The 22,852-nt window shown below is 67.0% G+C and carries 29 protein-coding genes; 16 read left to right on the top strand and 13 right to left on the bottom strand.

Translation table 11 applies throughout. The annotated features are described in order from the left end of the window. Positions 1-47: 47 nt before the first annotated feature. On the top strand, positions 48-272 hold the full coding sequence (locus EAH84_RS11830) for a hypothetical protein (protein ID WP_140872203.1): 225 nt from the start codon (positions 48-50) through the stop codon (positions 270-272). Continuing rightward, complete coding sequence (locus EAH84_RS11825) at positions 269-475, top strand: hypothetical protein (protein ID WP_140872201.1); 207 nt, start codon at positions 269-271, stop codon at positions 473-475. The genes EAH84_RS11830 and EAH84_RS11825 overlap by 4 nt, the downstream gene beginning before the upstream one ends. Here the strand turns inward: EAH84_RS11825 and EAH84_RS11820 are convergent. Further along, positions 472-1,077, bottom strand: coding sequence for a DUF2585 domain-containing protein (locus EAH84_RS11820; protein ID WP_140872199.1), 606 nt, complete (start codon positions 1,075-1,077; stop codon positions 472-474). The genes EAH84_RS11825 and EAH84_RS11820 overlap by 4 nt on opposite strands. Here EAH84_RS11820 and gmk point away from each other — a divergent pair. Further along, a complete protein-coding gene (gmk, locus tag EAH84_RS11815; RefSeq protein WP_140872197.1) occupies positions 1,076-1,747 on the top strand; it encodes a guanylate kinase in 672 nt (223 codons plus the stop codon). The two genes, EAH84_RS11820 and gmk, sit on opposite strands and share 2 nt — an antisense overlap. 157 nt (positions 1,748-1,904) lie before the next feature. Here the strand turns inward: gmk and EAH84_RS11810 are convergent, their stop codons facing one another. From EAH84_RS11810 to EAH84_RS11800, 3 genes are read right to left on the bottom strand one after another with little or no spacing between them, the layout of a single operon-like run. Next, positions 1,905-2,585, bottom strand: coding sequence for an ATP12 family chaperone protein (locus EAH84_RS11810; protein ID WP_140872244.1), 681 nt, complete (start codon positions 2,583-2,585; stop codon positions 1,905-1,907). After that, the gene (locus tag EAH84_RS11805; protein ID WP_140872195.1) at positions 2,582-2,800 is read right to left on the bottom strand and encodes a hypothetical protein; all 219 of its coding nucleotides are present in this window, start codon (positions 2,798-2,800) and stop codon (positions 2,582-2,584) included. Before EAH84_RS11805 ends, EAH84_RS11810 begins: the two co-directional genes overlap by 4 nt. Next, positions 2,797-3,450, bottom strand: a complete 654-nt coding sequence (locus EAH84_RS11800) for an HAD-IA family hydrolase (RefSeq protein WP_140872193.1) — start codon at positions 3,448-3,450, stop codon at positions 2,797-2,799. The genes EAH84_RS11805 and EAH84_RS11800 overlap by 4 nt, the downstream gene beginning before the upstream one ends. A 284-nt stretch (positions 3,451-3,734) precedes the next feature. Here EAH84_RS11800 and EAH84_RS16400 point away from each other — a divergent pair, with 284 nt between their 5' ends. Beyond that, a complete protein-coding gene (locus tag EAH84_RS16400; protein WP_241656579.1) occupies positions 3,735-3,947 on the top strand; it encodes a hypothetical protein in 213 nt (70 codons plus the stop codon). A 1-nt stretch (position 3,948) separates the two neighbouring features. Continuing rightward, entirely contained in the window at positions 3,949-5,451 is a 1,503-nt protein-coding gene (locus EAH84_RS11795) for a L,D-transpeptidase family protein (RefSeq protein ID WP_241656576.1), read from the top strand. Positions 5,452-5,492: 41 nt separating this feature from the next. Here EAH84_RS11795 and EAH84_RS11790 read toward each other — a convergent pair whose 3' ends face one another. The 3 genes from EAH84_RS11790 to EAH84_RS11780 all read right to left on the bottom strand — a co-directional run bounded on the left by EAH84_RS11790 (position 5,493) and on the right by EAH84_RS11780 (position 7,804). After that, positions 5,493-6,629 (bottom strand): RluA family pseudouridine synthase, encoded by a 1,137-nt coding sequence (locus tag EAH84_RS11790; RefSeq protein ID WP_140872189.1) that lies wholly within the window; start codon positions 6,627-6,629, stop codon positions 5,493-5,495. Then, on the bottom strand, positions 6,626-6,997 hold the full coding sequence (gene crcB / locus EAH84_RS11785; RefSeq protein ID WP_140872187.1) for a fluoride efflux transporter CrcB: 372 nt from the start codon (positions 6,995-6,997) through the stop codon (positions 6,626-6,628). Before crcB ends, EAH84_RS11790 begins: the two co-directional genes overlap by 4 nt. A 63-nt stretch (positions 6,998-7,060) precedes the next feature. Further along, positions 7,061-7,804, bottom strand: coding sequence for a hypothetical protein (locus EAH84_RS11780; protein WP_241656575.1), 744 nt, complete (start codon positions 7,802-7,804; stop codon positions 7,061-7,063). Positions 7,805-7,915: 111 nt separating this feature from the next. On the opposite strand from EAH84_RS11780, the gene EAH84_RS11775 reads away from it, so the two are divergent. Continuing rightward, positions 7,916-8,134: a hypothetical protein gene (locus tag EAH84_RS11775; RefSeq protein ID WP_140872185.1), complete on the top strand. Its 219-nt coding sequence runs from the start codon at positions 7,916-7,918 to the stop codon at positions 8,132-8,134. Positions 8,135-8,363: 229 nt separating this feature from the next. Here EAH84_RS11775 and EAH84_RS11770 read toward each other — a convergent pair whose 3' ends face one another. From EAH84_RS11770 to EAH84_RS16115, 4 genes are all read right to left on the bottom strand, one after another. Beyond that, positions 8,364-8,942 carry a hypothetical protein gene (locus tag EAH84_RS11770; RefSeq protein ID WP_140872183.1) on the bottom strand — a complete coding sequence of 193 codons (579 nt, stop codon included), beginning with the start codon at positions 8,940-8,942 and terminating at the stop codon, positions 8,364-8,366. Between the two features lie 98 nt (positions 8,943-9,040). Next, positions 9,041-9,466, bottom strand: a complete 426-nt coding sequence (locus EAH84_RS11765) for an OsmC family protein (RefSeq protein ID WP_140872181.1) — start codon at positions 9,464-9,466, stop codon at positions 9,041-9,043. Between the two features lie 127 nt (positions 9,467-9,593). Beyond that, on the bottom strand, positions 9,594-9,899 hold the full coding sequence (locus EAH84_RS11760; RefSeq protein ID WP_140872179.1) for a glycine zipper 2TM domain-containing protein: 306 nt from the start codon (positions 9,897-9,899) through the stop codon (positions 9,594-9,596). A 953-nt stretch (positions 9,900-10,852) separates the two neighbouring features. Further along, positions 10,853-10,996, bottom strand: coding sequence for a hypothetical protein (locus tag EAH84_RS16115; protein ID WP_170209862.1), 144 nt, complete (start codon positions 10,994-10,996; stop codon positions 10,853-10,855). An 89-nt stretch (positions 10,997-11,085) separates the two neighbouring features. Between EAH84_RS16115 and EAH84_RS11755 the strand changes: the two genes are divergently transcribed. The 10 genes from EAH84_RS11755 to EAH84_RS11710 all read left to right on the top strand — a co-directional run bounded on the left by EAH84_RS11755 (position 11,086) and on the right by EAH84_RS11710 (position 21,230). Further along, positions 11,086-12,612: an acyl-CoA carboxylase subunit beta gene (locus EAH84_RS11755; protein WP_140872177.1), complete on the top strand. Its 1,527-nt coding sequence runs from the start codon at positions 11,086-11,088 to the stop codon at positions 12,610-12,612. A gap of 44 nt (positions 12,613-12,656) precedes the next feature. Beyond that, positions 12,657-12,941, top strand: coding sequence for a hypothetical protein (locus tag EAH84_RS11750; protein ID WP_140872175.1), 285 nt, complete (start codon positions 12,657-12,659; stop codon positions 12,939-12,941). Continuing rightward, positions 12,938-13,156, top strand: a complete 219-nt coding sequence (locus EAH84_RS11745) for a hypothetical protein (RefSeq protein ID WP_140872173.1) — start codon at positions 12,938-12,940, stop codon at positions 13,154-13,156. The genes EAH84_RS11750 and EAH84_RS11745 overlap by 4 nt, the downstream gene beginning before the upstream one ends. Then, a complete protein-coding gene (gene mce, locus EAH84_RS11740; protein ID WP_140872171.1) occupies positions 13,156-13,578 on the top strand; it encodes a methylmalonyl-CoA epimerase in 423 nt (140 codons plus the stop codon). The genes EAH84_RS11745 and mce overlap by 1 nt, the downstream gene beginning before the upstream one ends. Positions 13,579-13,680: 102 nt before the next feature. Further along, positions 13,681-14,466, top strand: coding sequence for an enoyl-CoA hydratase-related protein (locus tag EAH84_RS11735; protein WP_140872169.1), 786 nt, complete (start codon positions 13,681-13,683; stop codon positions 14,464-14,466). Between the two features lie 16 nt (positions 14,467-14,482). Then, the gene (gene scpA, locus EAH84_RS11730) at positions 14,483-16,711 is read left to right on the top strand and encodes a methylmalonyl-CoA mutase (RefSeq protein WP_241656574.1); all 2,229 of its coding nucleotides are present in this window, start codon (positions 14,483-14,485) and stop codon (positions 16,709-16,711) included. Continuing rightward, entirely contained in the window at positions 16,708-17,178 is a 471-nt protein-coding gene (locus EAH84_RS11725; RefSeq protein ID WP_241656573.1) for a DMT family transporter, read from the top strand. The genes scpA and EAH84_RS11725 overlap by 4 nt, the downstream gene beginning before the upstream one ends. Further along, positions 17,178-17,981 (top strand): DUF3445 domain-containing protein, encoded by an 804-nt coding sequence (locus EAH84_RS11720; RefSeq protein WP_338326039.1) that lies wholly within the window; start codon positions 17,178-17,180, stop codon positions 17,979-17,981. The genes EAH84_RS11725 and EAH84_RS11720 overlap by 1 nt, the downstream gene beginning before the upstream one ends. Continuing rightward, the gene (bioB, locus tag EAH84_RS11715; RefSeq protein ID WP_140872165.1) at positions 17,978-19,027 is read left to right on the top strand and encodes a biotin synthase BioB; all 1,050 of its coding nucleotides are present in this window, start codon (positions 17,978-17,980) and stop codon (positions 19,025-19,027) included. Before EAH84_RS11720 ends, bioB begins: the two co-directional genes overlap by 4 nt. 112 nt (positions 19,028-19,139) lie before the next feature. Then, positions 19,140-21,230 carry an acetyl-CoA carboxylase biotin carboxylase subunit gene (locus EAH84_RS11710; protein WP_140872163.1) on the top strand — a complete coding sequence of 697 codons (2,091 nt, stop codon included), beginning with the start codon at positions 19,140-19,142 and terminating at the stop codon, positions 21,228-21,230. A 6-nt stretch (positions 21,231-21,236) separates the two neighbouring features. Here the strand turns inward: EAH84_RS11710 and EAH84_RS11705 are convergent, their stop codons facing one another. Both EAH84_RS11705 and EAH84_RS11700 read right to left on the bottom strand, forming a co-directional pair. Then, on the bottom strand, positions 21,237-21,854 hold the full coding sequence (locus tag EAH84_RS11705; protein ID WP_140872161.1) for a nucleotidyltransferase family protein: 618 nt from the start codon (positions 21,852-21,854) through the stop codon (positions 21,237-21,239). Further along, entirely contained in the window at positions 21,851-22,777 is a 927-nt protein-coding gene (locus EAH84_RS11700) for an XdhC family protein (protein WP_140872159.1), read from the bottom strand. Before EAH84_RS11700 ends, EAH84_RS11705 begins: the two co-directional genes overlap by 4 nt. Between the last annotated feature and the right edge of the window lie 75 nt (positions 22,778-22,852).

Raw genomic sequence — 22,852 nt, 5'->3', positions numbered from 1 at the left:
TTGACCGCCTCGCGCGCTGTGCGGTCTCATATCGAAGGGATTACGACGTGGGTGCAACAACCTTGGGCGCGCTGATCGGGGCGGGGATCGATTCGATGTCGGGCGATGACGGCAATGCCGATGGCGCGATCGTCGGCGCGGTGACCGCGAATGTCCTCAAAGTCGTGATTCCGCTCGCCGTAACCTACGCAGTCGGCTGGGCGGTGTTGCGCGGCGCGGCCGAACTCAAGGACAAGGCATTCGGGTCGCTCGATCCGGAGGCCGGATCGTGATTCGCAGCGCGATCGGCGCGCTGGTCGGGCGTGAGATCGACCGGCGTGACGGCCAGGGCGGGCTCAAAGGGGCCGCGATCGGGCTGGTCGCGGCGCGACTGCTCAGCCGGATGGGGCCGCTCGGCCTGGTCCTGGGGGGCGGATACGTCGCCAAGAAGGCGTATGACCGTCGTCAGGCGCGCCGACGCGGCGAATCGGTCTAGCTGCCCGCCTGCCACACCCGGATCGCCTCGACCGGGTGGACCAGCATCAGGACGTTGAGGGTCAGGTTGTCGCGGATTACCGCAAGCGTCAGCAGCTCGAACGCCACCGCTAGCGCGATCGTCATCCACACCGGCAGTCGCCGCGCGATCGCGAAGCCGATGATCATGCAGGTGATGTCCGACAGCGAATTCAGGACGCTGTCGCCGGTATAGCCGAACGCCATCGTCACCGCGCGATAGCGATCGATGATCAGCGGCGAATTTTCGAGAATTTCCCACCCGGCCTCGATGACCGTCGCGATCACCAATCGGGCCTGCCACGGCCAGCGGCGTAGCAACAGCCAGCCGCCCGCGTAGAACAGGAATCCGTGGATCAGGTGGCTGAAACTATACCAGTCGGTCAGCTGCTGGCTGTTTTGGTCGGACTGGACGCCGCCCCACCATAATCGCACGGTGCCGCACGGGCAGGTCGGGGAACGCCCCATTGTCAGCAGGATAACCGCCGCGACGACCATGATCGCGACGACCAGCCAGCCACTTTTCGCCGCGATCCAGCGGCTGATGCTTGACGCTAACCCCACCGCCACGTCAGTAGCGCGCATGGACGCACCCGCAAGCCCGACCACGACCCTGGCCGCGAACGATCCGCACGACTTCAAGCGTCGCGGCGTGTTGTTCGTCCTGTCTTCGCCATCGGGCGCGGGGAAATCGACGATCGCGCGGAAATTGCTCGGGGCCGATGACGAGATCGGGATGTCGGTGTCCTACACCACCCGCCCGATCCGTCCGGGGGAAGTCGACGGCAAGGATTATCATTTCGTCGATCTGGAGACGTTTCGCGACATGGTCGCGAAGGGCGAGTTCCTCGAATGGGCGCACGTCTTCGACCATCGCTATGGCACCCCGAAGGCGCAGGTCTGGAACGAGCTCGAACAGGGGCGGGACATCCTGTTCGATATCGATTGGCAGGGCGCGCAGCAGCTCCACCAACTCGCGGGGGGCGATGTCGTCCGCGTGTTCATCCTGCCCCCGTCGATGCCGATCCTGCGCGAACGGCTCGAACGGCGCGCGACCGATTCGATGGTCGTCATCAATGCGCGGATGGCGCGCGCCGCGAACGAGGTCAGCCATTGGGACGGCTATGACTATGTACTGGTCAACGACGACGTCGAACATTGCTTCGCGTGCGTCCAGACGATCCTGGCCGCGGAACGGCTGAAACGATCGCGCCAGACCGGGATCATCGGCTTCATCCGCAAGCTGCTGCGCTAGGACGCGGTGATCTGATATACACCCGTTCGTGCTGCGCTTGGCGAAGCACGGTGAGGCCCACGCCCTTCGACCCGGCCCCATGAAAGTATTACTTTCATGGGAACCCGGAAGGCTCAGGGCGAACGGTTGAGGGTGTGATCAATCTAGCGTCAATGCGCTACAGCAGCGCGAGGAACCGTATCGCGGCGTCATATTCGCTGCGCTGGGCCGCGCGGGTTTCGATGGCGAGATAATCCTCGCCCCACATCTCGGCCTGCCAATCCTCGTCGACATGTGCCGCGGCCCAGATCGTGTCGGCGTCCGCCGCGTGATCGAGCAGCGCGAGGGTGACGATCAGCGATCCCGTCAGCGTGACGATCGGTGCCGCCGCGGCGAGGCGGAAGGCGTCGTAGGAAGCAATCGCGTCGGCGAGCCGCTGGACCGTGGCCAGTGGCTGCGCGACGTGGATCACCCCCGCGGTCGTTTCGAGGTGGATATCGTAGCGCGCCCGCGCCCAGCCGAGCAGCGGATCCCACGCCGCGCGCTGGCGATCGACCAGCGGTTCGGGCAATTCGGCGCGGTAACACAGCAGGTCGGTCTCGCCATAGGCGGCGAGTCCCGCCGCGAATCCTGCGCGATCGGGCGCGACGAGATCGATCGCGGCGTTGGCGAGGCCGGTCAGCGGCATCGCGCGCGGATCGACGTCGCCCTCGACCGCGCGCCATTCGTCCGCGATGACGGCGGCGAGCGCGTCGGTCGGCGCGGCGAGCGGCACCCGGCCCGGCGTGCGGACAGGGCGCGCGTCGAGCATCACGACGCGGTCGGCGTCGACCGACACGGTGCTCCAGAAGCGCTTCATTCGTCGGGCGGGGTCCGCCACCGGCGCGCGAAGCTGCGCGGGACGATGGCGATCATCACCAGCGCCGACATCATCAGCGCGATCCCGATCACCTTGGTCAGGGTGTCGGGTGCGCGTCCGATCAGCACCAGCCCGAATACTGCGCCTGCCACCCCCGCGAGCCGCGCCGCGGCGATCGTGAAATAGCGCTGCTTCGCCTGATCCTCGTCGGTCATGCGAGCAGCCCCGGCAATTGGTCGACGCGATCCGCGATTACCGCCGCGCCCGCGTCGGCGAGGTCGCGGACGTCGTGATAGCCCCATGCCACGCCGACCGCGCGGGCGCCCGCCGCTGTGGCCATCGCCATGTCGAAACTCGTGTCACCGATCATCACGGTGCTATGGGGCGCGACGCCGGCCTCGTCCATCGCGGCGATCAGCATCGCGGGATCGGGTTTGGACGCATGCCGGTCCGCGGTCTGGAGCGTCACGAACCGATCAGCGATACCGTGCGCGGCGAGTATATGCGCGAGCCCGCGGTCGGACTTGCCGGTCGCGACCCCGAGTAGCCAGCCATCGTCGGCCAGCGTCGCCAGCACCGCCGCGATCCCGTCGAACAACGGTTCGTCGGCGAGCGCGCCGGTGGTGCGCATGCGGTAATAGGCCTGCTTGTAATCCGCCGCCATCCGCCGGTGGAGCGCGTCGTCTTCGCGCGGCAACAGCGTTTGCACCGCTTCGACCAGGCTCAGCCCGACGATCCGCCGGATCGCGCGCCTATCGGGCAGCGGACGCCCGGCGATCACGAACGCCTCCTCCATCGCGACGCAGATGTTCGCCTGGCTGTCGACGAGCGTGCCGTCGCAATCGAACACCGCCAGGCGGGTCATCGGGGCAGGGCGCTACGAACCATGTACGGGTCGTAGGCGATGCGCGCGCGAAGGGAAACGGCGGTGTCGCGACGGCAGCCCGGACGGTACGCTGTCCCAGATCGGGAAGGAATTGCGCGGCGTATCGCATTGGCGGCGCGCGATATGGTAGCGTCGGTCGAACGCGGTCGAGCGATTGGCGAGTCGCGAACATGGGAGGCACGTTGATGAACAAGGGAATGTGGGGCGCACTGCTCCTCGCGCCGGTGCTGCTGGCGGGCTGCGACACCTATGATCACGGCGGGATGTACGACGCGCCGCCGCCGCCGCCGCCGATGGAGCGCTATGCCGCGCCGATCGGGCCGGGCGCGATCGCTGGCACGATCGCCGCCGATCGCAACGGCGACGGGATTGTCGACGGCTTCTACACCAGTGACGGTGCCTATCACCCGATCCAGGGGCCGCATTGCCCACCGCCGCCGCCCCCGCCACCGACCCGCCGCGGCGAGCGCGGCTGAGGTGACCCGCGCGCGGGGTTTCGCCCGGCGCGCGGGGTGGATTGTGGCGGTTGCGCTGGTGACATGGTCGCCGGTAACGGCCAGCGCGGCGACGCAGCAGGCACCCGATTCGACTGCGGCAGCCGATGGCGCGGTCGCCGCGGCGATTCGCGCGTCGGCGCCCGCCGCGCTCGAACCGTTCTATCGCCAACGCGGCTTTTGGCCGCTGTGGAGCCGGAACGGGCTGCCCGCACCCCAGGCGGCGGCGCTGGTCGACCTGGTCGATACCGTCGCGGTCGATGGGCTCGACCCCGATCGCTACGATCCGTCTGGCTTGCGACGACAGCTAGCGGCGGCACAAACTGGTAACCCCGCGGCGATGGCACGCGCCGATATCGCGCTGTCCGCCGCGCTCGCCGCGCTCGTGTCCGACATGCGGCGTCCGCACATCGACTTGCGCTATGTGGACGCGGGGCTGGAACCGGCCAAGTCCGATGCGCTCGACGTGCTCCGCCGCGCCGCGCTCGTGCCGTCGCTCGCCGCCTATGTCCGTGGGCTCGAATGGATGAGCCCTTTTTACGTCGGGCTGCGCCGCGCGCTCGCCGGGCAGCCCGATCTCGCCGCGCCACGGATCGCGCCGCACGTCGCGCTTCGAGACTATGATCCCGCCACGCCGCCGCGGATCGAGCTCGACCGATCGGACAGGTCGATCTTCGGTGCGCCCTATCGCAGCATGCCGCGCGGGGGTGTCGCCGCGCCCGAGCCGGTATCGAATGTCGGCGCCGAGCGGACCCGGCTGCTGCGGCTCAACCTGGAGCGCGCGCGGCTGCTGCCGGGGCCGTGGACGCCGCATATCGTCGTCGACACCGCGACCGCGCGGCTGTGGTATGTCGATGGCGGCGCGCAGCAGGGAACGATGAAGGTCATCGTCGGCACGCCCGCGACCCCGACCCCGACGATGGCGGGGATGGTCCGCTATGCGACGCTCAACCCCTATTGGAACGTCCCCACCAGCCTGGTGCGCAAGAACATCGCGCCCAAGGTCGTCTCGGGCGCGTCGCTGTCGTCGCTCGGCTACGAATTGCTGTCGGATTGGAGCGCCGATGCGCGGGTGATCGAGGCGCGCTCGGTCGACTGGCGCAAGGTCGCGGCGGGCGAGCTCGAGGTGCGGGTGCGTGAGCTGCCGGGGAACGGCAATTCGATGGGGACGGTGAAATACCAGTTCCCCAACGACGATGGCATTTACCTCCATGACACCCCCAACCGCGCGCTGTTCGCGAAGGACGATCGCCATTTCAGCAATGGCTGCGTCCGGCTCGAGGATGCGCCGCGGCTGGGGCGTTGGCTGGTCGGTAAGACGCTCCACGCGCGCTCGTCGGACCCCGAACAGGTGCTCGCACTGCTGCGCCCGGTGCCGATCTATCTGCTGTATTTCACCGCGCTGCCCACCGACGACGGAGTCGCCTACGCCGCCGATCCGTATCGCCGCGATGACGCCTCGATCAAGCAGCTCGCCGCGCGGTAGAGCGCGATCGATTCACATGGGCTAGGTAAAGTCAGCGCGTTCTAGCGCTTGGCATCCTTCTCGCGGGTGCCGCGCCCGCGGCGTTCGCCGCGGCGTTCCTTGCGGATGCCCTTCGAATGCGCCTTGGCGCGTTGCTTGAGCTGGGTCTTGGAGGGCGGGGTCTTTTCATCGAGCGTCAGCGCGTCGCCGAGCGCCTGGTCGAAGCCCAGCTGGACAAGGCTTTCGGCGAAATGGGTTGGCAGATCGGCGGTCTGGTCGATCGATCCGCCATCGGGATGGTCGATGCGGATGCGGCGCGCGTGGAGATGCATCTTGCGGCTGATCCCGCCGGTCAGGAACGCCGCCGCGCCGCCGTATTTGCCGTCGCCCACAATCGGATGGCCGATCGCGGCCATGTGGACCCGCAGCTGGTGGGTGCGCCCGGTGAAGGGCTGCAATTCGACCCAGGCGGCGCGATTGCCCGCGCGTTCGATGACGCGATAGCGGGTGCGCGCGGGCGAGCCGTTCTCCTCGTCGACGTGCATCTTTTCGCCGCCGGTGCCGGGCTGTTTGCCGATCGGCAATTCGATCATGCCGTCGTCGATGCTCGGCACGTCGACGATCAGCGCCCAATAGACTTTCCGCGCGGTGCGGCCCGAAAATGCCTTGGCGAAGAACGCGGCGGCGCGGCTGGTGCGCGCGACGAGCAGCGCGCCGCTGGTATCCTTGTCGAGCCGGTGGACGAGCTTGGGGCGACCCTCTGCGTCGTACTGAAGCGCGTCGAGCAGGCCGTCGACATGCTCGTGGGTCTTGGTCCCGCCCTGCGTTGCGAGGCCCGGGGGCTTGTTGAGGATGAGCGCCTGGAGATCCTTGTGGATTACCAGGTCGCGCGCGAACGCGATCTGGTCGTCGGCCAGCGGCGCGCGTTCGCGCTTGGGCTTCTCGTCGCTCCTGACGGCTTCGGGGGGCGGCACGCGCAGTACCTGGCCCGCAACGATCCGATCGCCCGGCGTCGCGCGTGCGCCGTCGATCCGGAGCTGCCCGGTCCGCGCCCATTTGGCGACGGTGGTGAAGCTCGTCTCGGGCTGATGGCGCTTGAACCAGCGGTCGAGCCGGATGCCGTCATCGTCGAACCCGACGTTGAATTCGCGCACGCCCCTGTCTTTCTGGTCGTTCTTGTCGGCGGGTGTGTCGCTCATGCCACCGCCCTCACCAGCGACAGCCCCGCGACCAGCGCGACGATCGAGGCGACGACCGACACGAGCACATAGCCGAGCGCCACCGCGACCGCGCCGCGCTCGTACAGATTGACCACGTCGAGCGAGAAGGACGAAAAGGTCGTGAACCCGCCGAGCACGCCGACCCCGACGAACAGCCGCCAGCCCTCCGTCGCGCCGGTGCGCGCGAGGATGCCGACGAGCAGGCCCATGAAGAGCCCGCCGAGGATGTTGACGGTCAGCGTGCCGTACGGAAAGCCGACGCCAAGCCACGCCAGCGTCGCGCGCCCGACGAGGTGACGCGCGCCGGCACCGAGGGCGCCACCGGCCATGACGAGAAAAAGAGGCATGGCGGCGCTTTAGAGCGCGCAGGCGTCAAGGTCACGCGCGTTGTTGGAGCAGGCGACGCGTCGTCAGCTTCCCTGGTTGGTCACCAGATCGACGTCGCTGCCGCCGCCCGCGCGCGGCGAGACGTAGATGACATAAGCGGCGTCGCCGCGCGTGCCGCCCAGGACATGTTGCGCGCCGTCGCGTTGATGCTCGGCGGCGTACCCGGCGTTATGGGTCTTGGTGTAATACCAGTCGATCACGCGGGTCACCGGGGCCGCGGTCGCGAAGCTGACGACGCGCAACCCGCATGGCTGTGCGCCCGCCGCCTCGGCGACTCGCGCGTCGGGATAGAGCGGTACGTCGGCGGGTAACCGCGCCGCCCACGTCGCCGAATAGCCGAGCTGACCCGCGCAATGCGCGATCGAGGCGTTCTTCTGTCGCTTCGCCAGCTCGCCCAGCGTCAGCGCGCCCGCGGCGGCACGGCAATCGGGGCAGTCGCGTGCGGCGGGCGCGGGTTTCAGCGTTGCCGGATCGACCCCGTCGGGCTTGGCGCCGATCCCGTCGGGGGGGATCGCGTTGGGATCGGGGCGGCTCGGCGGGCGGATCGATTTCTCGTTCGAACTTTGCGTAAGGCCGGGGTCGACCATGATCTGGCCGCGCACCGCGGCGGTCATCGCGGGATCGCTCTGATTGGCCGCGGTCAGCTCGTTGTCGAGCCGATCGAGATCGGTCTGGTCGGCGGGCTTCTTGCCGCACGCGACGAGCGCGAGCGGCAGGGCGACGAGCAGCAGGGCGCTGGTGAGCGAGGCGCGGGCGGAATAGGTCACGCCCCCGACATACCCGCGAAGCGTTAAGGAAGCATCGTCGATCGCACGACGGGCCACCGCCCATATCGCGGTGTCTTGCATCGGTGAAACACTACCACCATCTTCGCTGGCATGAACATCCTGTCCATCCTCATCGGCCTCGTCACCTTGGTGCTCGGCCTGGTCGCCTTCGTGCCGTTCCTCGGGTGGATGAACTGGCTCGTGATCCCGATCGGCATCGTCGGCGCGGCGATCGGCGCGGTGTCGACCGCCAAATCGGGGCGCAACCTCAATCTGGTGCTGATCGTGATCTTCGCGATCCGCCTGAGCCTCGGCGGGGGCATCTTCTGATCCAAACGAAATGAGGGCCCGGCGGCGTTCCGCCGAGCCCTGATTGACGCATCGCTGCCTCGAGCGCGATATCCTTCGCTTAAACCGTTCGTGCTGAGCTTGTCGAAGCAGGGTGAGTCTCAGGCCCTTCGACTTAGGCCCTTCGACCGGGCCCCATGACAGTACTACTTTCATGGGAACCCGGTAGGCTCAGGGCCAACGTTCCAGGTCTGTTCGCGGTCACCGATGCTTAGCGGCAGGTGACCTGACCGCGGTCGATCGAGCGACCGAGCAGCGCGCCACCGCCCGCGCCGAGCAGCGTACCGAGCAGCCCCGAACCGCCGCCCGCGATGATGTTGCCGAGCGCGCCGCCTGCGATGCCGCCGACGATCAGCCCGGTAGTGCCATCGCTGCGGCGGCAGTAATAGCGCCCGTTCTGGCCACGATAGATCCGGTCGTTCCGGCTCAGTCGGCGCGTCTGGTAATAGCGCCCGTCACGATAATAGCGGCTGGCGTCATAGCCCCGCTGGCCGGGCTGCGGCCGGTTATAGTCGTAATTGCGGTACGACCGATAATCCCGTGCGACCTCACGGTTGTCCTTGCGACGGTCCTTGCGCGCATCGCGGACCTCGTGGCGGTATTCCTTGCGCGCCTTGCGAACATCCTTGCGCGAATCGGCGTGGCGCACGTCGTGGCGATAATCGCGTTGAGCGTCGCGGATTTCGCCGCGATATTCCTGGTTCGCACCACGATAGGTCGATTGCGCGGCAACCGGTACGGCAGTGATGGTGACCGCGGCCAGCGCGGCGGTCAGAAAGGCGGTACGCATGGGAAACTCTCCTTGGTTCGTTACTTAATAAACGGACGGGGAGCGCCGCGGGTTGCGTGAACCGGAAACTACGTCCGGTTCACGTCCCCGCAAGGTCGTTACCCGAAATTGATGTCGAGCGTGATCTCGGTATCGAGCAGCTTCGAGACCGGGCAGTTCACCTTGGCGTCGGCGGCGATGGTCTCGAATTCGGCGCGCTCCATGCCATCGACCTTGCCGGTCAGCGTCAACGCCGATTTGGTGATCGTGAAGCCATCGCCGTCCTTGTCGAGACTGACGTTGGCGTCGGTCTTCAAACTGCCCTGATCATGACCCGCCTTGGCGAGCGCGAAGCTGAGCGCCATCGTGAAACAGCCTGCGTGCGCGGCGGCGATCAGTTCCTCGGGGTTGGTGCCGGGTCCGTTCTCGAACCGGGTATTGAAGCCGTAGGGGCTGTCGCTGAGGACGCCCGACTGGGTCGAGATGTGGCCTTTGCCGTCCTTGCCGAGGCCGTCGTAGGTCGCCGAAGCGCTGCGGGTTACCATGATCTATTCTCCATATCGGGGATGCGTTCGACGATCCAACGAGCGCGCCGGGGCGGCGTTGCATCGACGACGAAAAAAGGGCGCCACGACCGGTGGTCGCGACGCCCCTTCGGATCGGACGGTCGGATCAGCGGCAGCTTTTCGAACCGCTCTTCTCGATCGCGCGACCTGCCAGCGCGCCAGCGACCGCGCCGCCCAGCGTGCCGATCGTGCGGTCGCCGCGGGTATCGATCGTCCGCCCGACCAGCGCACCGGCGACGCCGCCGATGATCGTCCCGGTCGTACCATCGGGCTTCTTGCACCGCCAATGGCCGTTGCGATCCTTGAATTCGCGATATTTGTAGCGCCGCTGCGCATCCGCAGACGACACCGGCAGGACCATCGAGGGGACGACCATCGCGGTACATCCCAGGGCGAGCATCAATTTACGCATGTGTTACTCCCGTTCTGATTTGGTGATGCAAGGTCAACGCGGGTTGCCTGGGGCGGTTTCATGAACCTGAAACAACGTCGCGTTCATGTCGCAATATGCATCCACGTTATCCACGGTATCCACAGGGACGGGCGGTGATTATTCGGTTTGCGCGACTCGGTTTCCATGACACCTTCTGTCTTACAAGGCGACGACGGAGCGGCGGGAAACCAAAGCGAAATCAGCGACTTGTACCCGATTTCGGGCGGTGCCACCGCAAGGGGGAGCCAAGCGGAAACGGGAAGATGGGTCGAAGCTCGCGACCAATGATTCCGGCGCGCTGTGCAAGCAGCGGCGACGGGTCGGCGGAACCGGCGACGGACCATCGAACATGATCGGCTGGAGGCCGCCTCGGCGGTGCTTGGACGATGATGTCGGTCGATGATCGGCGCAGGCGCGCGGTCGGCTCGCAAGAGCGGACAAGCGGCGGGTGAGGGATGCGACCACCAGCGACATTGCTGCCGGTGTCTTCGGGGACGATGGCGGCGGACGAATGCCTTCGGGCAGGATGCCGACGCGATGTGCCTTCGGGCGCGACAGCAATCGAGCAGGCCGCCGGGGTGCATGACGGACGACGTCTTCGGGCGATGTCCCGATCGCCCCCGGGGACCGAAAGGCGAAGCCTGTGTCCTCGCGGCACAGGGGGAGTCTGCCGCCGAAACCGGACGGCGCGGCGATCGACGCTTCGGCGACGATGGCAAGCGGATCACGGCGCGGCGACAGGGGGGTCGGCAGCAATGCCGGCCCCCTTTTTTGTGTGTGCGGCTTTTTGTGTGTGCGGCGGCTTAGCTCGGGGTGCGCTAGAGCATGATGACGTGAGCTTGAGCACCTGCTGGCCTGGGTCTCACCGTGCTTCGACAAGCTCAGCACGAACGGCATTAGGTGAACGTCATCAGACGCTCCGCGCGGTGTGGTCAGTCGTGCGATTCCGCTGATGCCGCCGCCGCGCGCCTGGCGCGCCAATAGCGCGCGGCGATCGTCGCGCCGAGGATGAAGCCACCCGGCATTAGCATGATCGCGGCGGCGATTCCGGTTTTCTTGAGATGATCACGTTGCATGGAACCGGCTCTATCACGCGCGGCTGAATGCGGCGTTACACTTGCATTTGCGCGGGGGCTCCGGAAAGAGGCGGGCCGAGGAGAGCTGTATGTCGTCGACGATCGAAGAACTCGCCCGCCGCCGCGAGGCCGCGCGGATCGGTGGCGGTGAAAAGCGGATCGCGGCGCAGCATGCCAAGGGCAAGCTCACCGCGCGCGAACGGCTCGACGTGCTGCTCGACGAGGGAAGTTTCGAGGAACTCGATATGTTCGTCGAGCATAATGCGATCGATTTCGGGATGGCCGAACAGCGGATTCCGGGTGACGGCGTCGTCACCGGATCGGGGACGATCAACGGCCGCCTCGTGTTCGTCTTCAGCCAGGATTTCACCGTCTTCGGCGGCAGCCTGTCGGAACGCCACGCGCAGAAGATCTGCAAGGTGATGGACACCGCGCTGAAGGTCGGCGCGCCCGTCATCGGCCTCAACGACAGCGGCGGCGCGCGCATCCAGGAGGGCGTCGCGAGCCTTGGCGGCTATGCCGAGGTGTTCCAGCGCAACGTGCTCGCCAGCGGCGTGGTGCCGCAGCTGTCGCTGATCATGGGGCCGTGCGCGGGCGGCGCGGTGTATTCGCCGGCGATGACCGACTTCATCTTCATGGTGAAGGATTCGAGTTACATGTTCGTCACCGGCCCCGATGTGGTGAAGACGGTGACCAACGAAATCGTGACGCAGGAGGCGCTCGGCGGCGCGGTGACGCATACCACCAAGACGAGCGTTGCCGACAACGCGTTCGAGAACGACATCGAGGCGCTGCTCGCGGCGCGCGACTTCATCGATTTCCTGCCTGCGTCGAACCGCGAGAGCGTGCCCGAACGCCCGACCGCGGATGAATGGGACCGCGTCGAGGACAGCCTCGACCTGCTGATCCCGGCGTCGGCGAACCAGCCGTACGACATGCACGAACTGATCCGGAAGGTGGTCGACGAGGGCGATTTCTTCGAGACGCAGCCCAAGCACGCCGCCAACATCATCACCGGGTTCGGGCGGATCGAGGGGCGCACGATAGGGGTCGTCGCGAACCAGCCGATGGTGCTGGCGGGTGTGCTCGACATCAACTCATCGAAGAAGGCGGCGCGGTTCGTGCGGTTTTGCGATGCGTTCGACATCCCGATCATCACTTTCGTCGATGTCCCCGGCTTCCTGCCCGGCACCGCGCAGGAGCATAACGGCATCATCAAGCACGGCGCGAAACTGCTGTTCGCCTATGCCGAAGCGACCGTGCCCAAGATCACCGTGATTACGCGCAAAGCCTATGGCGGCGCGTACGACGTGATGGCGTCGAAGCACCTGCGCGGCGATCTGAACTACGCCTGGCCAACCGCCGAGATCGCGGTGATGGGCGCGAAGGGCGCAGTCGAGATCATCTTCCGCGGCAAGACGCCCGAAGAGATTGCGGAACATACTGCGGAATATGAGGCGCGCTTCGCCAACCCGTTCGTCGCGGCGAGCAAGGGCTTCATCGACGAGGTGATCCAGCCGAGGAACACGCGGCGCCGGATCGCGCTGGGATTGCGGAAGCTGCGCGGCAAGCAGTTGGAAAATCCGTGGAAGAAGCACGACAATATTCCGTTGTGATCGGTCGTCCTGAACATTATAAGCACATGTGAAGGAGTCGGATGATGCAGACGGAACGCGTCACATTTTTGACCACCCCCGATCACAAGGCCGGGCTCGCCCGGCGAGCGGCCGCGCAGGGGATTTCCGTCGGAGAGTATGTTCGGCGGAAGACCGACGAGGACGACGAGCTGACACCTGAGCAGGAAGCGGAACTTGTCATGCTCGTGGCGCACGTCAACGAGGCCATTCCCCAGATGGCGGCAACGTTGGATGCCATGATCGATACAGTGCGGCACACGCGGGAGGAAATTGCTGGCACGCTTGATCGGTTGGATCGTTCAGAATGAGCGCTGTCGGCGATGCATTGGCGGCGCTGAAAAATGCTGTTTTGCTCCAGGAGCGCCTAGACGTCGTTCGTCGCGAGCTATCTAGCCTTTCCGACAACGTCAGACGGCTTGATGATCGGGTGATCGACCTCAAGGAGAGGATCGTGAAGATCGAAACGCTTATCGAGCTGACGCGAGGCGGGGGTGGTGTCGGCCCGCAGCCGAAACTCTCATGATGACCCTCGGCCGCCTCAACCATGTCGGCGTCGCGACACCGTCGATCGAACGCTCGATCGCGATGTATCGCGACCTGCTCGGCGCGACCGTGATCGGGGCGCCGTTCGATCTGCCCGCGCAGGGGGTGCGCGTGTGTTTCATCGATACGCCCAACACGCAGGTCGAATTGATCGAGCCGTATGACGACGCTTCGCCCATCGCCGGGTATCTGAAGAAGAACCCGGCGGGGGGGCAGCATCATGTCTGTTTCGAGGTGGCCGATATCGATGCCGCGGTCGCCGACCTGCAGGCGAAGGGCGCGACGGTGCTGGGCGAGCCGCGGATCGGCGCGCACGGGACGCCGATCGTGTTCGTCCATCCCAAGGATTTCGGCGGCGTGCTCGTCGAACTGATGGAAACGCCGACGGGCGAGGGGCATTAGCCTTTCCCGTCTTACGTGACACGGGCGCGGTGGACTGCCACACGCCCTTCGACAAGCTCAGGGCGAACGGAGTAAGGCGGTCGTCCAGCCGGTGGAGACGACATGACCGAATACCAGCACATCCTGACCGAGCGGCGCGGCGACGTGCTGGTGGTGACATTGCACCGGCCCGAGCGCCTCAACGCCGCGCCACCCGCGATGTTCGTGGAATTGCGTGACGCGTTAGCCGATCTGGGCGGCGCGCGTGCGGTGCTGGTGACGGGGGCGGGGCGCGCGTTCTGTTCGGGGGCGGATGTCGGCGGTGGCGCGCTAGGTAGTGACGATCCGGGCAACACGACGTTCACGGCGCTGACCGAGTTTTACAATCCCACGATGCTCGCGCTCGCCGACCTCAGCGTGCCCGTCGTCAGCGCGGTCCGCGGACCCGCGGCGGGGATCGGGTGCAGCCTCGCGCTCGCGGCCGATTTCTGCGTCGCGAGCGAGACCGCGTATTTCCTCCAGGCGTTCGTCAACATCGGGCTCGTCCCCGACGGCGGCGCGTCGTGGATGCTGCCGCGGCTGATCGGGCGCGCGCGCGCGACCGAGATGATGCTGCTGGGCGAGAAGGTGCCCGCCGCCAAGGCGTTGGACTGGGGGATGGTCCATAAGGTCGTGGCGGACGACGCGCTCGACGCGCAGGCGTTCGCGTTGGCCGAGCGACTCGCCGCGGGGCCGACCGTTGCGCTGGGGCTGATGCGTCGTGGCCTCGCGCAGGCGCTGCAAAGCGACTATGCGACCGCGATGGCGACCGAGGCGGACAACCAGCGCCATGCGCGCGGGAGTGCGGATTCGATGGAGGGGGGCATGGCGTTCCTCCAGAAGCGCAAGGCGCGGTTCAACGGTAATTGATGGTCAAGGGTAGTTGATGGCGGAGATCGAGACCAATCTGGGCGAGGATGCGGCCAGCACGCGCGAATCCGCGCCGCAAGACGAGCCGACCGCGCGCCCTACACTGGCCGATTGGCAGGCGCGCGCCGCGAAGGAATCGAAGGGCCGCGATCTCGACTGGACGACGCCCGAGGGGATCGTGGTCAAGCCGCTCTACACCGAAGACGATGTAACGCCGGATAAGGTTGGCGATCCCGGCCTGCCCGGCTTCGCGCCATTCACGCGCGGGGTGAAGGCGACGATGTACGCGGGGCGGCCGTGGACGATCCGCCAATATGCGGGGTTCTCGACCGCCGAGGAATCGAACGCCTTCTATCGCCGCAACCTAGCCGCGGGGCAGAAGGGCCTTTCCGTCGCGTTCGATCTGGCGACGCACCGCGGGTACGACAGCGACCATCCGCGCGTGACCGGCGACGTCGGCAAAGCAGGCGTCGCGATCGACAGCGTCGAGGACATGAAGATCCTGTTCGACGGCATCCCGCTCGACAAGATGTCGGTCAGCATGACGATGAACGGCGCGGTAATCCCGATCCTCGCCTTTTTCATCGTCGCGGGCGAGGAGCAGGGCGTCGCACGCGACCAACTCGACGGGACCATCCAGAACGACATCCTCAAGGAGTTCATGGTCCGCAACACATACATCTACCCGCCCGAACCGAGCATGCGGATCATCTCGGATATCTTCGGCTACACCAGTCGCGAAATGCCGAAGTTCAACAGCATCTCGATCAGCGGCTATCACATGCAGGAGGCGGGCGCGACGCAGCTCCACGAGCTGGCGTTCACGATCGCGGATGGCATGGAATATGTGAAATACGGGGTCGCGAGCGGGCTCGATATCGACAAGTTCGCCGGCCGGCTGAGCTTCTTTTTCGCGATCGGCATGAACTTCTTCATGGAGATCGCCAAGCTGCGCGCCGCGCGCACGTTGTGGCATCGCGCGATGACGCAATTGGGCGCAGCTGACGAACGGTCGAAGATGCTGCGGACGCATTGCCAGACCTCGGGCGTGTCGCTGACCGAGCAAGACCCGTATAACAACGTCATGCGCACGACGATCGAGGCGATGGCGGCGATGCTGGGGGGGACGCAGTCGCTCCACACCAACGCGCTTGACGAAGCGATCGCGCTGCCGACCGATTTTTCCGCGCGGATCGCGCGCAATACGCAGATCGTGCTGCAGGAAGAGACGGGGATGACCAACGTCGTCGACCCGCTCGGTGGCAGCTATTATATCGAGAGCCTGACCCAGAGCCTGGTCGATGGCGCGTGGGAATTGATCGAGCGGATCCAGCGCGAAGGCGGGATGGCCAAGGCGGTCGCCGCGGGCTGGCCCAAGGCGATGATCGAGGAGGCCTCCGCAGGCCGCGCCGCGCGGGTCGATCGCGGCGAGGACGTGATCGTCGGGGTCAACAAATACCGGCTCGAGAACGAGGATCCGATCGACATCCTCGATGTCGATAACGTCGCGGTGCGCGAGGCGCAGGTGCGGCGGATCGAACACGTCAAGGCGACGCGCGACGAGGCGGCGTGTCGGGCGGCGCTCGATGCGTTGCGCGAGGGGGCAACAGGCGACGACAACCTCCTCGCGCTTGCGGTCGAGGCGGCGCGGGCGCGCGCGACGCTTGGCGAAATCTCGTCGGCGATGGAGGATGTGTTCGGGCGGTACGATACCCAGCCGACCCCGGTCAGCGGGATTTATGGCGGGGCGTATGCCGACGATGCGCGCTGGGAGCGGCTGACCGATGGCGTCGAGGCGACCGAGCGACGGCTGGGGCGCAAACCGCGGATGCTGGTCGCCAAGATGGGACAGGACGGGCATGACCGCGGCGCCAATCTGGTGAGCAGCATGTTCGGCGATCTGGGGTTCGAGATCGTGCCGGGGCCGCTGTTCCAGACTCCCGCCGAAGTGGCGCGGCTGGCGCTGGAAAAGGATGTCGATGTCGTCGGGGCGTCGAGCCTGGCGGCGGGACACAAGACGCTGATCCCCGCGCTGATCGACCACCTCAAGGATGCGGGCCGCCCCGATATCAAGGTGATCGCAGGCGGCGTCATCCCCGCGCAGGATTACCAGGCGCTGCGCGATGCGGGGGTACAGGCGATCTTCGGCCCCGGCACCAATCTGATCCAGGCGGCGGAGGAGGTGCTGCGGCTGCTCGGCCACAACATGCCGCCGCAGGATAGCGTGCAAGAAGCTGCCGAGTGAGCACCGCGCCGCATCCCGCCACCGCGCTGCTGCTGTCGCTGCTGATGCTGGCGGCGGGGATCGGGATTCCGATTATGGCAACGCTCAACGCCGGGCTCGGGCAGCGGCTGGCGAGCCCGGTCGCGGCGAGCGCGGTATTGTTCGCGGGCGCGTTCGCGCTGGCGGCGATCGTGCTCGCGGTGTTCGGCCAGCCGCCGTCCGTCGCGCGCTTTGCCGCGACCCCGCCGGTCTATTATCTCGGCGCGTTCTTCACCGTGTTCTACATCCTCGCGATCACCTATGCGGGGCCGAAGATCGGGATCGGCAACGCGGTGTTCTTCGTGCTGCTCGGCCAGATGGTCGCGGCAAGCGTGATCGATCATTTCGGGCTGTGGGGCGCGATCGTGACCCCGGTCACCGCGCGGCGGATCATCGGGCTGATCGTGATGACCGTGGGCGTCTATCTCGCGCGAAAGCCGACCGCGTGATGCTCGGCTTTTCGGTCGAAGAGCTGGCGATGGCGGGGCGCGGCGGTGGTGCGCCGCGGATGGGTCTGTCGCGGGTGTCCGAGGCGGCGTGGCTGCAGCGCGATGTCGACCGGGCGGCGCGCGCGCACGCGTTCGATGCGCATCCCGACGCGGTTCGGGTGCTGCCGGGCGCCGAGGCGGCGGGGCGTGAGGTCGCCGCGCTGATCGGGGTTGCGGGCGGGCTCGCAGAAGCGGCGCGCGCGACGTGGGAGGATCTGTGCATCCTCCAGGCGGATGGCGATGCGTATGTGCTGACCGGGGCGGCGGTCGCGTTTCCGACCGACTGGCGCGTCGAGGACAAGATCGGCCAGCCGCTCGCCGCGATCCATGCGCCGATCCACGGTTATGCCGAGCAACTGGCGGCGGGGGTCGACCATTTCTTCGCAACGCTGGCGGCGGGGCCGATCTTCGGGCGCGCCAATTGGTTCGTCGTCGCCGATGATGCGTGGCGGTATCTGCCGACCGACGACCCCGCGACACGGTTCGCGCAGGTGACGAGGGAGAATGCCGGGCAGACGCTGTACCTGCGCTGCGAGCGGCAGACGCTGCGACGCCTGCCCGATAGCGGCGCGGTGCTGTTCACGATCGGCGTCGCGGTCGCTGCGCTGGACACGCTGTCGGTGCGCGTGGTTCGCCGGGTGTCGGCCGCGCTCGACACCGGCCCCGCGGGCGAACACGCCCGTCGCGCCGCGCCCTATTATGCCCCTGCGCTCGCGGCTTATGCCACGCTGCGCGACGATCGATCCATCGAGGAAGCTGCATGACTTTCGACCTAGCTACCCTTGCGCCCACGACTGCGGGAGCCGCGCACCACGAGACTGGCGTGACCACCGACTGGACCCGCGACGAAATCGCCGCGCTGTTCGACTTGCCGTTCGACGAGCTGATGTTCCGCGCGCAGACCGTCCACCGCGAATATCACGCCGCGGGCGAGGTGCAGTTGTGCACGCTGCTGTCGATCAAGACGGGCGGCTGCCCCGAGGATTGCGGCTATTGCTCGCAATCGAAGAGCGCCGACAGCGGGGTCAAGGCGACCAAGCTGATGGACCCGCGCAGCGTTCTGCAGATGGCGGCGCAGGCGAAGGATTCGGGGAGCCAGCGGTTCTGCATGGGCGCGGCGTGGCGCAACCCCAAGGACCGCGACATGCCCGCGATCGTCGAGATGGTGAAGGGCGTGCGCCAGATGGGGATGGAGACGTGCATGACGCTCGGCATGCTGACGCCCAAACAGGCGGATATGCTCGCCGAGGCGGGGCTCGATTACTATAACCACAATATCGATACCTCGCCCGAACGCTATGACAGCGTCATCACGACGCGGACCTTCGCCGACCGGCTCGAGACGCTGGAAGAGGTGCGGCGCGCGGGGATCAACGTGTGCTGCGGCGGGATCGTGGGCATGGGCGAGACGCGCGAAGACCGCGTCGGCTTCGTCCACGCGCTCGCGACGCTGCCGCGGCATCCCGAGAGCGTGCCGGTCAACGCGCTGGTGCCGGTGCGCGGCACGGTGCTCGGCGACATGCTGGCGGATACCCCGCTGGCCAAGATCGACGATATCGAATTCGTGCGGACGGTGGCGGTGGCGCGGATCACGATGCCGCTCAGCATGGTGCGGTTGTCGGCGGGGCGCGAGAGCATGTCCGAAGCGACGCAGGCGTTGTGCTTCATGGCGGGCGCGAATTCGATTTTTACGGGCGACAAGCTGCTGACGACGGGCAATCGTGGCGACAGCGCGGACGCGGCGCTGTTCGCGAAGCTGGGCGTACGACCGATGACGGCGGAAGAACCGATGCGGGTGGCGGCGGCGTAGTTCCCCTCCCGCTCGCGGGAGGGGTTAGGGGAGGGCGTGTCCCTCGAGAAGATCGCCCAATTGCGGACAGGCCCTCCCCCGGCCCCTCCCGCAAGCGGGAGGGGAGAAGTAAGTGTTCAAAAAAATCCTGGTCGCCAATCGCGGCGAAATCGCGTGTCGCGTGTTCCGCACCGCCAAGAAGATGGGGATCGCGACCGTCGCGGTCTATTCGGATGCCGACGCACGCGCGCCGCATGTGCTGATGGCAGACGAGGCGGTGCGGCTCGGGCCGGCACCCGCGGCGGAAAGCTATCTCAACGCCGATCTGATCCTGCTCGCGGCCAAGGAGACCGGCGCGGATTGCATCCATCCGGGCTATGGCTTCCTGTCGGAGCGCGAGAGTTTCGCGACCGCGTGTGCCGAGGCGGGGATCGCGTTCGTCGGGCCGCCGCCGAATGCGATCGCGGCGATGGGGGACAAGATCGAATCGAAGAAGCTGGCCAAGGAAGCGGGGGTCAACGTCGTGCCGGGCTATCTCGGCGAGATCGCGGATACCGACGAGGCGGTGCGGATCGCGGGCGATATCGGTTACCCGGTGATGATGAAGGCGTCGGCGGGCGGCGGCGGCAAGGGGATGCGGCTCGCCTATGGCGAACAGGACGTCCGCGAGGGCTTCGAGGCGACCAAGCGCGAGGGGCTCGCCAGCTTTGGCGACGACCGTGTCTTCATCGAGAAATTCATCGAGACGCCGCGGCATATCGAGATCCAGCTGATCGGCGACCAGCATGGCAACGTCATCTATCTCAACGAGCGCGAATGTTCGATCCAGCGGCGGCACCAGAAGGTGGTCGAGGAAGCGCCGTCGCCGTTCGTGACGCCGAAGATGCGCCAGGCGATGGGCGAGCAGGCGGTCGCGCTGGCCAAGGCGGTGGGCTATTATTCGGCCGGGACGGTCGAGCTGATCGTCAGCGGCGCGGACACAACGGGGGAGGGGTTCTACTTCCTCGAAATGAACACCCGGCTCCAGGTCGAGCATCCGGTGACCGAGGAGATTACCGGCGTCGATCTGGTCGAGCTGATGATCCGGGTCGCTCACGGAGAGAAGCTGCCGTTCGCGCAGGCCGACATCGGCATCAACGGGTGGGCGATCGAGAACCGGGTCTATGCCGAGGATCCGTATCGCGGGTTCCTACCGAGCATCGGGCGGTTGGTGCGGTATGCGCCGCCGCTTCAGTCCCCCTCCCGCTTGCGGGAGGGGCTAGGGGAGGGCGTGTCCGCACCCGGCTCGTTTGCCTCGACAAGCCCTCCCCCGACCCCTCCCGCAAGCGGGAGGGGAGCAGAGCCCATCGTCCGTGTCGACGATGGCGTGCGCGAGGGCGGCGAGGTCAGCATGTTCTATGACCCGATGATCGCCAAGCTGATCACCTGGGCACCGACGCGCGAGGCGGCGATCGATGCGCAGATCGCGGCGCTCGATGCGTTCGAGATCGAGGGGCCGGGCAACAACATCGATTTCCTCTCCGCGCTGATGCAGCACCCGCGGTTCCGATCGGGCAACATCACCACCGGGTTCATCGCCGAGGAATATCCCGACGGCTTTCACGGCGCGCCCGCCGACGCCGATCTCAAGCGGACGCTGGCGGCGGTCGCCGCCTTCGCCGCGACCGCGCACGCCGATCGCGCGCGGCGGATCGACGGGCAACTGGGGCGGACGCTGCGCCCGCCCGCCGACTGGGTCGCGACGATCGACAAGGTCGATTCCGCGGTCACGGTGTCGACCGACGGGCTGATCGTCGACGGCGAGATGCTCGACCTGGCGCTCGAATACACGCCCGGCGACCGGATCGTTCATGTCGAGAGCGAGGAACAGGGCGACCTGTCGATCCGGCTGGCGATGGTGCCGGGCGGATTTCGCCTGACGACGCGCGGGGCGAGCCATGTCGTGCGGGTGCTGCCCGCGCGGTTCGCGGGGCTGACGCGGCACCTGATCGAGAAGGTGCCGCCCGACCTGTCGAAATTCCTCGTCAGCCCGATGCCGGGGTTGCTCGTCCGGCTCGACGTGAAGGTCGGCGACAAGGTCGAGGCGGGGCAGCCGCTCGCGGTGGTTGAGGCGATGAAGATGGAGAACATCCTGCGCGCCGAAAAATCCGCGGTGGTGAAGGCGCTCGAGGCGGCGACCGGGGACAGCCTCGCGGTCGATCAGGTGATCCTCGAACTGGAATAGCGCCGCTCAGGGCCGCCGGTGGTGCCGCGTATAGGCCTCGGGCGCGTGGACGAGTTCGCGGAGGCGTTCGAGCTCCTCCTGGGTATCGACGTCGATCAGCTCGGCGGGGGTGGTCACGACATGCTTGCCGCGGCGGACCATATCGCGCGCGCCCGAATCGCCCTCGAGCGCCAACAGGAAGTCGAACTGCGCGCAGCCGAACAGCGCGGGCGGGCTCGGGCGTTCGCCGTCGCTCGAGGCGACCACCGCGGCGTCGTCATCGAATGCGTCGAACAGCGTATAGACATGAGTCGCGGTGATCCGCGGCATATCCGCCAGCGCGATCAGCACCGCCTTCGCGCCGATCGCCTTGGCGTGTTCGACCCCGATCTTGACCGATGAGGCCATGCCCCGGCTGGGGTCGTGGTTGGTCAGCACGCGAAAGCCGTGGCTGGGAAAATCGACCTTGGCGTTGCCGACCACCGCGATGCGCTCGCGAAACGGCACCGCTTCGAGCGCGACCGCGACATGGAGGCCGAGCGGTCGGTTGAGGAAGGGTTCGTCGAGCTTGCTGCCGATATCGCCGAACCGCTCGCTGCGCCCTGCGGCGAGCAGGATCAGGACGACGTCTTCGGGGCGGATCATGTGCGCTTCTCGTGGAACGCGGCGATCATCGCGGCGGCGACCGACAGCGCGATCTCCGACGGCCCGATCGCGCCGATGTCGATCCCGACCGGGGCATCGATCCGATCGAGATTCGCAGGGGTCACGCCCGCCGCGGCGAGCCGTTCGCGCCGCGCCGCGTGGCTCTTGCGCGATCCCAGCGCGCCGACATAGGCGGCATTGCTCGCCAGCGCCGCGATCAGCGCGGGGTCGTCGATCTTGATGTCGTGGGAGAGCGTGACCACTGCGGTCGCAGGACCGGGCTTGAGCGCCTCGATCGCCTCGTCGGGCCAGCGATCGTCGAGCGTGACGCCGGGGAACCGCTCTTCGGTCAGGAAGCGCGCGCGCGGATCGATCAGCACGGTCTCGATTCCGAGCGCGCGTGACAATTGCGCCAGCGCCTGCGCGATCTGGACCGCACCGACGATCAGCAGCCGCCGCGGCGGATCATAGCGGTTGACGAAGACCTCGCCGGTCTGCTGCGGGCGCAAATCGCTGTGGCCCGATGTCAGGTCGGTCGTGACCACCAACGCCTGCCCGGCATCGCGCGCATCGGCGATCCGGTCGAACAGCTCGGGATCGAACCCCGCGGCGGAGACGGGCTGAACCATCACCTCGATCTCGCCGCCGCACGGCAGGCCGACTTCCCACGCCGCGGCATCGGCGACGCCGTATTTCTTCACGACGAACGGCGCGCCCGCGATCACCTGTGCGGCGGTATCGAGGATGTCGCTCTCCACGCAGCCGCCCGATACCGAGCCTTCGAAGCGCCCGTCTTCGTGGACCAGCATGTGGCTGCCACGCGGGCGCGGCGCCGATCCCCAGGTCGAGGTGACGGTCGCGATCGCGAGTCGTTCGCCCTTCCAGGCAGTGGCGGCGGCGAGGACGGAATCGTTTTCGGCCATGGTCACTTCCTCAAATCCTCCCCGGTACGGGGAGGGGGACCGCGCTCGAAGAGCGGGGTGGAGGGGCAGCCACAG

The sequence above is a fragment of the Sphingomonas oligophenolica genome (genome assembly GCF_006438955.1).
GTDB classification, from domain to species: Bacteria; Pseudomonadota; Alphaproteobacteria; order Sphingomonadales; family Sphingomonadaceae; genus Sphingomonas; species Sphingomonas oligophenolica_A.
This window is presented reverse-complemented; position numbering and strand designations above follow the sequence as displayed.